This window comes from Yersinia sp. LJYL362 (assembly GCF_048323875.1).
The window spans coordinates 1-9,430 of sequence record NZ_JBLWEX010000067.1 but is presented as its reverse complement, the minus strand read 5'-3'; the positions used below and the strand labels follow the sequence as shown (position 1 = coordinate 9,430).

Sequence of the window (9,430 nt, the reverse complement as noted above, 5' to 3'; positions counted from 1 at the left end):
GGCTAAGGTGACATCTAAAGCGGGGTAGGAGTAAGTAGCTGGAGCACCAACCCCTAAAAATTTTGCGATGCGGCGTAATAATTGGCCCATGCCTATATGCTTCTCTTTTAGCGTTTTCTGTATCCTAGACGCTAAAGGGCGCACAAGAAAGTGTTGTGCGCCCTTTGTTCATTGAGTACATCAGCCGTAATTACTGTTTGGGTTTAAAACGCAGTAAACGGTTAGCGTTACTGACCACGGTAATAGAGGACAGCGCCATAGCCGCACCCGCAACGACTGGGCTGAGTAATGTGCCGGTGAACGGGAATAGAATACCCGCCGCAATCGGAATCCCCAGCGCGTTGTAGAAAAATGCGCCCAGCAGATTTTGCTTCATATTGCGCAATGTTGCTTTGGAAAGCTCAACCGCATCCGCCACCCCGTGTAGGCTATGGCGCATCAAGGTAATAGCCGCCGTTTCAATCGCAATATCACTGCCGCCTCCCATGGCAATCCCCACATCGGCTTGCGCCAGTGCCGGCGCATCATTGATGCCATCACCAATCATGGCCACTTTATGCCCGGCGGCTTGCAATTGCTTGATAGCTTCAGCTTTGCCATCAGGCAGGACACCGGCGATCACCTGATCAATACCGGCTTCTTTGGCAATGGCATTGGCGGTAATGGGGTTATCACCGGTTAACATCACCAGGTTATATCCTCGCTGATGCAAACGTTGCAATGCGCTGATACTGTCACTGCGCAGTGGGTCGCGAATAGATAACAGTGCCGCAGGTTTGCCTTGTGCTGTCAGAATAACCGGAGTCGCACCACTTTCAGCTTGTTGCTGTATTAATGATTGCAGCTCTCGGGTATCAATCTGTTGTTCCTCCAGCAGGCGATTATTCCCCAGCAGCAGTGCAATACCATTAACTTCACCACTCACCCCCAAACCGCGTAATGTGCGAAATTGGTTGACTGTCGCCAGTGTCAGCCCCTCGGCGCGCTGCAAAATGGCGCGTGCCAGTGGGTGATTCGAGCCGGTTTCTAACGCGGCCGCCCATTCCAACGCTTGTTGCTCACTGACCCCATTAAAGGTATGAATGGCGACCACTTGCGGATGCCCTTCGGTCAGAGTACCGGTTTTGTCGAATACCAAGGTGTCGAGATTACTGGCCTGCTGCAACGCATCGGCATCACGTACTAATACCCCAAATTCAGCCGCCCGACCCACACCCGAGATGATTGACATCGGCGTGGCCAGCCCAAGCGCACAAGGGCAGGCGATAATCAGCACTGTCGTGGCGACCACCAGGGTATAGACCAATTGCGGTTGCGGGCCGAAGAAATACCAAATCAACCCAGCAATAACAGCAATGGCGACCACCGTTGGCACAAATACTGCGGAGATTCTATCCGCCAGCTTACCTATCTCTGGTTTACTGCTTTGGGCCTGACGTACCAGCTTAATGATTCGCGCTAATGTGGTTTGGCTGCCAATAGCATTGGCGCGAAACAGCACTGTACCATCCTGCACTTGTGTCCCGGCATGGACAACATCACCGGCGGACTTTTGTTGTGGGATGGGTTCGCCAGTCAACATGGCTTCATCCATCCAAACCTCGCCTTGTACAATCTCACCATCAACCGGCACGCGGTCACCGGTGGTCAAACGCAAGGTCATGCCCAGCTGCACGTCAGCCAACGGGATGACTGTCTCACCCTCATCGGTGACCCGCCGTGCCGTCGGCGGTGCCAAATCCAACAAGCGCTCCAGTGCATTGGAAGAACGCTGTCTGGCGCGTTGCTCCATAGCATGACCTAGGTTAATCAGGCCGATAATCATGGCACTGGCTTCATAATAAAGATGGCGGGCTTCCATCGGGAAGACATCCGGCCAGATATTCACCGTGATGGAGTAGATCCACGCCGCACCGGTACCTAGCGCTACCAGGGTATCCATGGTAGCACTACCATTTTTTAGGCTGACCCAGGCATTACGATAAAAATGCCCACCGGCAAATATCATCACCAGCAGGGTGATTATCCCAACAATCAGCCAAGGGGTTTGAGTTTCTGGGATTAGCGTCATGCTACCGCCAAATAACCCCCATCCCATCAATGGGATACCCAATAACAGGCCAAGTGCCGCTTGCCACTGAAAACGTTTCATACTGGCTTGCGACATTTGCTGCTGGCGCTCGCGTCGCTCCCCTTCATCTTCAATAATTTCAGCACCATAACCGGCATTCTTGACTGCTGCAATCAGTGCCTCATTGCTAGGGTGGCCGGTGACTAATGCACTGCGCTCAGCCAGATTGACTCGTGCGACCTCAACGCCTTCAACACTTTGCAGTGCGTTTTGTACTTTAGAGACACAACTGGCGCAGCTCATTCCGGTCAGTAGCAGCTGAACACTGTCATTGTCAGTAGGCTCTGTCGCTGGCTGATCGGATTGGCTGTTTTTAATGTCATTTTTTGCTGCCGGAATAATTGAAGAGGCCGCTGCCAGATATTCCGGCGAAGATGGGGCTGAGTGAGTCAGCGGCTCAGTTTTTGGGGATTGCGCCCCCAGCGGTGTGGCGTGATAGCCTGCTTGCTCCACGGCATCAATTAACGTTTGCACCTCAACTTTGCCATATACTTTGGCACTATCGAGTGATACATCTGCTGCAATCACACCGGGGACGGCTTCCAGCGCTTTACGCGTTGATTCGGTACAATGGCCACAACTCAAACCTGAGAGCTGTAATTCAACATCAGGCGTTTGAGCTTCTTCCGCCTGATAACCCGCTTGTTTAACCGTATCAATCAGTGTTGTGGTGTCGGCTTCACCCGTTACCTTGGCATAGTGAACATTCACTTCTGCATGATGAACATCTTCACGGCTTTCTAATGCCGTTTTTACGCGTTTGGCACAATTCATACAGGAGAGGCCGTGTAAGGCCAGCACTGTGGTTTGCAACATAGTTGACTCCTTATCGAGTAGGAACCTATCCATAAATTTGTCGGGATAAGTTTAGTCGGTATTCCTAGCCATATCCCTTATTTAGGGCAATAACGGACTTTGATCTGTTCAGGTTTTATACTCGTCATACTTCAAGCCGCATGTGCGTTGACTGCCTTCGTTCACCCCAGTCACTTACTCATGTAAGCTCGTGGGGATTAATGAGCCCCATCCTTGAGGCTCACCCTGCGGGCTAGCATAAATGCTGTTCAAATCGGTTCCCGACCGATTTGTTACTCAGTTGCCGCCTTCCTGCCACTCGAATTATTTAGGGTATGTTCTGCTTGACTGACATCCTTCCTTTCACTAATTATAGAGGTTAAACCTTCCAGCAAGGGGAAGGTCAAGGGGGAAGAATGAATATTAGCGATGTTGCAAAAAAAACCGGTTTAACCAGTAAGGCCATTCGTTTTTACGAAGAAAAGAAACTGGTGACACCGCCTATCCGCACAGATAATGGTTATCGTAGCTACAGCGCCAAACACATCGAAGAGTTAACACTGTTACGTCAGGCGCGGCAGGTCGGTTTTACATTAGATGAATGCCGTGAGTTACTGGCATTGTTTCATGACCCCGCTCGTCACAGCGCAGATGTGAAAGCTGCAACGTTGCAAAAGGTAGCGGAAATCGAGAAACATATTGATGATCTGAATCAGATGCGATTGCGCTTATTGGCTTTGGCAGACGAGTGCCCAGGGGATGATGGTGCAGATTGCCCGATTATCAATAATTTGGCGGGGTGTCGTCATGGGCGTGAAAAACAGGATGTTGGCTAATTTTTTGAAAGGCGCATTCAAATAAATACGCCTTTTTATCAATGCATTAGTGATGAATAGCCCTGACATGCAAGGTATTGCCTTCTACTAATATCACTTCAACTTCGGTGCCGCTACTCAGCTCATTAGCGCTATAAATACGCCAACTGCTATCACCCACTTTCATCCGGCCATAGCCATCAACGGTGGGTTCCGTCAGGGTAGCCCGCGTTCCCAGTAATTGATGATTACGTTGATTCAACATCGCGGGTTGTGGCTTGGTGCGCTTACTGAGCCAATACCACCACAAGATGGCTGACACGACTGTCAAAACAGCAAACAGTACGCCTTGCATCTCCCAGCTAAAGGGAAAAAGCCAGACCAGAATACCGACCACTACGGCAGCGACGCCGCTCCACAGCATATAACCACTGGCTCCTAGCATCTCGGCGGCCAGTAATAGCCCGCCAAGTGATAGCCAAAACCAGTTTGGATTTGCTGCAATTTCCTCCAGCATGGTTATTTACCCCGGCTGTTTTTACTCTCACCAATCAGCTCTGCAATACCACCGATAGCACCCATCAGGTTGCTAGCTTCCAGTGGCATCATAATGACTTTGCTATTATTGGCCGAACCAATGTGTTGTAAGGCGTCGGTATATTTCTGTGCCACGAAGTAGTTAATGGCTTGAATATCACCGGCAGCAATAGCTTCAGAAACCATTTTGGTTGCCTGAGCTTCCGCTTCAGCCGCTCGTTCACGGGCTTCGGCTTGCAAGAATGCGGACTGACGCTCGCCTTCAGCTTTCAGAATTTGTGATTGCTTCTCACCTTCAGCGCGCAAAATGGCCGCCTGACGAACCCCTTCGGCTTCCAGAATATCTGCACGCTTGGTACGTTCAGCCTTCATCTGGGCATTCATCGCAGAAATAAGTTCAGTCGGTGGGCGCACGTCACGGATTTCAATACGGGTAATTTTAATGCCCCATGGGTTGGTGGCTTCATCGACGATATGCAGCAGGCGGCTGTTGATGTTGTCGCGTTGTGACAACATTTCATCCAGCTCCATGGAACCCAAAACAGTACGGAAGTTGGTCATGGTCAGGTTGACGATAGCCAGTTCCAAATTGCTGACTTCATATGCGGCTTTCACCGGGTCAATAACCTGGATAAAGCAGACGGCATCAATTGCCACGTTGGCGTTATCGCGGGAAATGATTTCTTGGGATGGAATATCCAGAACCTGTTCCATCATATTGATTTTACGACCAATACGGTCCATGAATGGCACAACGATATTCAAGCCTGGCATCAGTGTTTTGGTATAACGGCCAAAACGTTCGACAGTCCATTGAAAACCTTGTGGGACGATTTTGATTGAGGAAAAGACCACAATCAGAGCTACAACGATAAGAACAGGGATAACCGTAAACATATTTAACTTCCTGTCAGCAATGATTTTTGTTTCTTAATATTACGTGACGGGGCGCTAAATGCCTAACGAAAGGCAGGTAAAAGCGTGTAAATGAGAGAAAGTCAGGCTGTAGCAGAATAAAACAGCGCGGGTTGGCCCCGCGCAGTAGCAAATAACGACAGCAAGAAAACGGCGAATGACCGCTACAAGTGCCGTTCAGTGCAGCAACGTTAGTATAACAAGGCGTACAGTTGACGGCGATGTTTGGCAGCCAGAGCATCACCGGTGCCTAATGCGGCCAGAATATCCATGAATGTCTTACGCGCCGTGCCATTCGCCGCAGCCAGGTCTTTCTTCAAATGACCCAGCAGCAATTCAAGTGCTTCTTCATTGCGGCCAACCTGATGTAATTGCAGCGCTAATTGCACCGCCAGTTCGACGTTATCCGGCTGCTCAGTCACTTGTTGTTGTAACAGCTGGATCTCGGGGGTGTCAGCGGCTTGTTTAAGCAACTCGATTTGTGCAATTAGCCCCTGATAACGGCTATCACGGTCTTGCAATGGGATAGTTGCCAATACGCTTTCAGCATCTTCACTGCGGTTTAGCTGAATTTGTGCTTCCGCCAGTTGCAGCGCAATGTCACTGGTTTGCGGATTATTGCTTTGTTGCATCAACTGCCAGGCGTCCTTCAGCAATGGCAATGCTTCCTGCATTTTACCCTCACTCATCAACTGTGCAGCTTCGGCAGCTTTCAGCTCTTCAGGTTTCGGTAACACTCGTTGCAGTAATTCACGGATAACTTCTTCTGGCTGTGGCCCTTGGAAGCCATCAACCGGCTGCCCGTCCTTAAAAAGATAAACAGCTGGAATGGAGCGCAAACCAAACTGTGACGCCACCATCTGTTGTGCATCACAATCGACCCGCGCCAGAATGAATTGACCTGCATATTCGGCGGCCAGTTTATCCAGCACTGGGGTGAGTTGCAGACAGTGCTGGCTACGCTCAGACCAAAAGTAGAACAGTACCGGCACAGCCATGGATTGTTCTAAAACCTGATGTAGGTTCGCTTCAGTAATATCAATCGTAGTAGGTGCTAGCATGAATTATTTCTCTCATCCGTTTTATACCCGTCATACTTCAAGCTGCATGTACGTTGGCTGCTTTCGTTACTCGGCCCGTCCATGGACCTCGCCTCTACGAGGCCGCTGCAAGCAGCGTTCAAATCTGCTCCCGGCAGACTTGTCACCCGAATCATTGACTGCCCGTCAACTCAGCGGGACTCGCTCACTTGCCACCTTCCTGCCACTCGAATTATATAGGGTATAGCAGTTAATTGGGGCAGATTATGTCGCTTCAACCTCAAGCTTACGAATTGCCACGCAGGACTTTATCTAACATTCGGCCCGGTAATATGCGGCGCAGTATCGTCAATGCATGGGCCACTAAGGTGACCGGATAACGCAATTGCGGGCGTGGGCTTTCCAGTGCATGACGCAATTTCGGTAAAATAGCCTCTGGTGGCAGTGTAAAACGTTTCGCAATACCGGGATTGTTCACCGGCTTATCAACCTGGGCCTGATTCACATTTTGTGTGAAATGAGTGCTTATTGGGCCGGGTTCAATCAAACTGACATGAATTCCGCTGTCATGCAGTTCCATTCGTAATGCATCTGACCAGGCTTCCAATGCATATTTACTGGCGGCATAGGCACCCCGGCCGGCAGTTGAAACCAGCCCCATCACTGAACTGGTTTGAATAATGCGCCCTTCACCATGAGGTAGCATGGCGGGCAGTAAAAGCTGCGTCAATTGGTGGGTGCCAAACAGATTGGTGGAAAATTGTTTTTCCAACTGCTGGCGTGAAATCGTCTGTAATGGGCCATACAGGCCAAAACCACCATTATTAAACAAGCCATACAAGCGCCCACCGGTCAGCGCAATAACCTGTGCTGCCGCGCGTTCGACACTGGCACTGTCATCCAAATCCAGTTCAATACCCTCCAGACCTAACTGTGTCATCCTGACGACATCGTCTGGCTTACGGCAGGCGGCGAGCACGCGATAGCCTCGGTTTTTCAAGTCTTGCGCTGCAACCAGGCCAATGCCGCTGGAACAACCGGTAATTAATACTGTTTTTTGCATAACTTTACCTGGTGAGTGGTTCTATTTGTTTGAACAAGTGTTATTACTGCTTACTAGTTACCAACGGTTTGAGTTGTTGCGCCATCCAATCTGCAATGAAAGGTTGCGCCTCGGCGTTAGGGTGTAAGCCGTCATCCTGCATCCACTCCGGCTTCACAGCAACCTGTTCCATAAAGAAAGGTACCAATGGAATGCCAAATTGCTGTGCCAGTTGTGGATACATCGCACTGAAGGCATCAGTATAACGGCGACCATAGTTAGGCGGAATGCGGATTTGCATCAATAAAGGTTGCGCTTTTGCTTCCAATATCTGATTGATAACCTGCGTAAGATCTCGTTGAATATCCTGCGGTGGGAAACCGCGCAGGCCGTCATTGGCACCTAATTCAATCAGTACCCAGCGGGGCTGATGTTGTTTCAGCAAGGCAGGCAGGCGGGCCAAGCCCTGTGCCGCTGTATCGCCACTGATACTGGCGTTAACCACCTTTGGCAGTGATGGGGTGGCTTGCCATGTTTTATCCAGCCGTGAAGGCCATGCTTCGGCAATGGGCAGACGGTAACCGGCGCTTAAACTGTCGCCGAGAATTAAAAGTGTATCGGTTGCGGCGGCACGCAAACTGAATAATCCCAACAGTAATAGGAAGGGAAGATGCCAGCGGAAAACGTTCTTGAAGTTCATCATCTTAATAAACACGTCGGTCAGGGTGAGCAACAGCTCTCCATCCTTACCGGAGTTGAGCTGGTTGTCAAACCCGCTCAAACAATTGCGCTGATTGGTGAGTCAGGTTCAGGTAAATCAACTTTGCTGGGCATTCTGGCGGGCCTTGATGATGGCAGCAGCGGTGAGGTGAGTTTACTCGGCCAGTCTTTGACTGCCATGGATGAAGAAGGGCGGGCACAACTGCGGGCAAAAAATGTCGGTTTTGTTTTCCAATCATTTATGTTGGTGCCGACACTGAATACATTGGAAAACGTCCAACTTCCGGCGCTGCTACGGGGTGAAAGTGAGCGCGAGAGTAAAGCGCATGCCATTGAGCTATTAAAGCTGGTGGGCCTTGATAAGCGCCTTCACCACCTGCCCGCCCAGCTTTCCGGCGGCGAGCAGCAACGGGTGGCGCTGGCTCGGGCCTTTAGTGGTCGGCCAAAAGTGTTATTTGCCGATGAGCCAACCGGCAATCTTGATAGGCACACCGGCGACAAGATAGCTGATTTGCTGTTCTCCCTTAACCGGGACTACGGCACCACATTGATTTTGGTCACTCACGATGTGCAACTGGCTGGCCGCTGCCAGCGCCGGTTGCGGCTCGAAGAGGGTCAATTGTGGGAGGAATCATGATTTGGCGCTGGTTTTGGCGTGAATGGCGCTCACCCTCACTGTTGATTGTCTGGCTGGCATTAACACTGGCGGTAGCTTGTGTGCTGGCGCTGGGCAGTATTAGTGACCGGATGGAACAAGGGCTGAGCCAACAGAGCCGGGATTTTCTGGCGGGCGACCGTGTGTTAAAAACGGCTCATCCGGTGCCGGAGCGCTGGCTACTGGAAGCAAAACAGCAGGGGCTGTCTATCAGTCGCCAACTTTCATTTATGACCATGACTTTTGCTGGTGATCGCCCACAACTGGCAGATGTAAAAGCCACAGATTTAGCTTATCCATTGTATGGCAAGCTGGAAACCTCACCGACACAAGTCAAACTTGAGCCAGGAACCGCGCTGGTGGCCCCGCGATTGCTGGCGCTGCTCGGCGTTAAAGTCGGCGACACATTGGAAGTTGGTGATACTTCGCTAAGAATCATTGGCGAAGTGCTGCAGGAACCTGATTCGGGTTTTAACCCCTTCCAAACCGCGCCGCGGATTCTAATCAATCTGGCGGATGTAGAGAAAACCGGGGCAATACAACCGGGTAGCCGTTTGAGCTATCACTATATGTTTGCAGGCCCAACGGAGGCTATCACTCAGTTTAGTGACTGGCTGACGCCGCAATTGAAACCGGATCAGCGCTGGTATGGCTTGCAAGAGTCGGGCGGTGCGCTGGGGAAATCCCTACAGCGCGCGCAGCAGTTCTTGCTGTTATCGGCGTTATTGACGTTATTGCTCTCCATTGCCGCTGTTGCCGTGGCGATGGGGCATTATTGCC

The 9,430-nt window shown here is 50.8% G+C and carries 9 protein-coding genes and 1 pseudogene; 3 read left to right on the top strand and 7 right to left on the bottom strand.

Going from position 1 to position 9,430, the window contains the following annotated elements; genetic code table 11:
• Both ACNSO8_RS02850 and copA read right to left on the bottom strand, forming a co-directional pair.
• Window positions 1–90: pseudogene (locus ACNSO8_RS02850) on the bottom strand (conjugal transfer protein TraB); the annotation flags it as partial.
• Window positions 91–190: 100 nt separating this feature from the next.
• Window positions 191–2,947, bottom strand: coding sequence for a copper-exporting P-type ATPase CopA (gene copA, locus ACNSO8_RS02845; RefSeq protein WP_418393760.1), 2,757 nt, complete (start codon window positions 2,945–2,947; stop codon window positions 191–193).
• A 395-nt stretch (window positions 2,948–3,342) separates the two neighbouring features.
• Here copA and cueR point away from each other — a divergent pair, with 395 nt between their 5' ends.
• Complete coding sequence (gene cueR, locus ACNSO8_RS02840; RefSeq protein WP_418393759.1) at window positions 3,343–3,762, top strand: Cu(I)-responsive transcriptional regulator; 420 nt, start codon at window positions 3,343–3,345, stop codon at window positions 3,760–3,762.
• 46 nt (window positions 3,763–3,808) lie between these two features.
• On the opposite strand, the gene ACNSO8_RS02835 is transcribed toward cueR, so the two are convergent.
• The 5 genes from ACNSO8_RS02835 to tesA form a co-directional block, all read right to left on the bottom strand.
• The gene (locus tag ACNSO8_RS02835) at window positions 3,809–4,258 is read right to left on the bottom strand and encodes an NfeD family protein (protein ID WP_418393758.1); all 450 of its coding nucleotides are present in this window, start codon (window positions 4,256–4,258) and stop codon (window positions 3,809–3,811) included.
• Between the two features lie 2 nt (window positions 4,259–4,260).
• Entirely contained in the window at window positions 4,261–5,175 is a 915-nt protein-coding gene (locus ACNSO8_RS02830; protein ID WP_005158246.1) for an SPFH domain-containing protein, read from the bottom strand.
• Window positions 5,176–5,384: 209 nt separating this feature from the next.
• Complete coding sequence (locus ACNSO8_RS02825) at window positions 5,385–6,254, bottom strand: co-chaperone YbbN (protein ID WP_418393757.1); 870 nt, start codon at window positions 6,252–6,254, stop codon at window positions 5,385–5,387.
• 265 nt (window positions 6,255–6,519) lie between these two features.
• Window positions 6,520–7,296 (bottom strand): SDR family oxidoreductase, encoded by a 777-nt coding sequence (locus ACNSO8_RS02820; protein WP_418393756.1) that lies wholly within the window; start codon window positions 7,294–7,296, stop codon window positions 6,520–6,522.
• A 43-nt stretch (window positions 7,297–7,339) separates the two neighbouring features.
• Window positions 7,340–7,975, bottom strand: a complete 636-nt coding sequence (gene tesA, locus ACNSO8_RS02815) for a multifunctional acyl-CoA thioesterase I/protease I/lysophospholipase L1 (RefSeq protein ID WP_418393761.1) — start codon at window positions 7,973–7,975, stop codon at window positions 7,340–7,342.
• Here tesA and ybbA point away from each other — a divergent pair.
• Both ybbA and ACNSO8_RS02805 read left to right on the top strand, forming a co-directional pair.
• The gene (ybbA, locus tag ACNSO8_RS02810) at window positions 7,946–8,632 is read left to right on the top strand and encodes a putative ABC transporter ATP-binding protein YbbA (protein ID WP_418393755.1); all 687 of its coding nucleotides are present in this window, start codon (window positions 7,946–7,948) and stop codon (window positions 8,630–8,632) included. The genes tesA and ybbA overlap by 30 nt on opposite strands.
• Window positions 8,629–9,430 (top strand): ABC transporter permease (locus ACNSO8_RS02805; protein WP_418393754.1); only part of this gene is annotated, 802 nt, incomplete at its 3' end. The genes ybbA and ACNSO8_RS02805, both read left to right, overlap by 4 nt.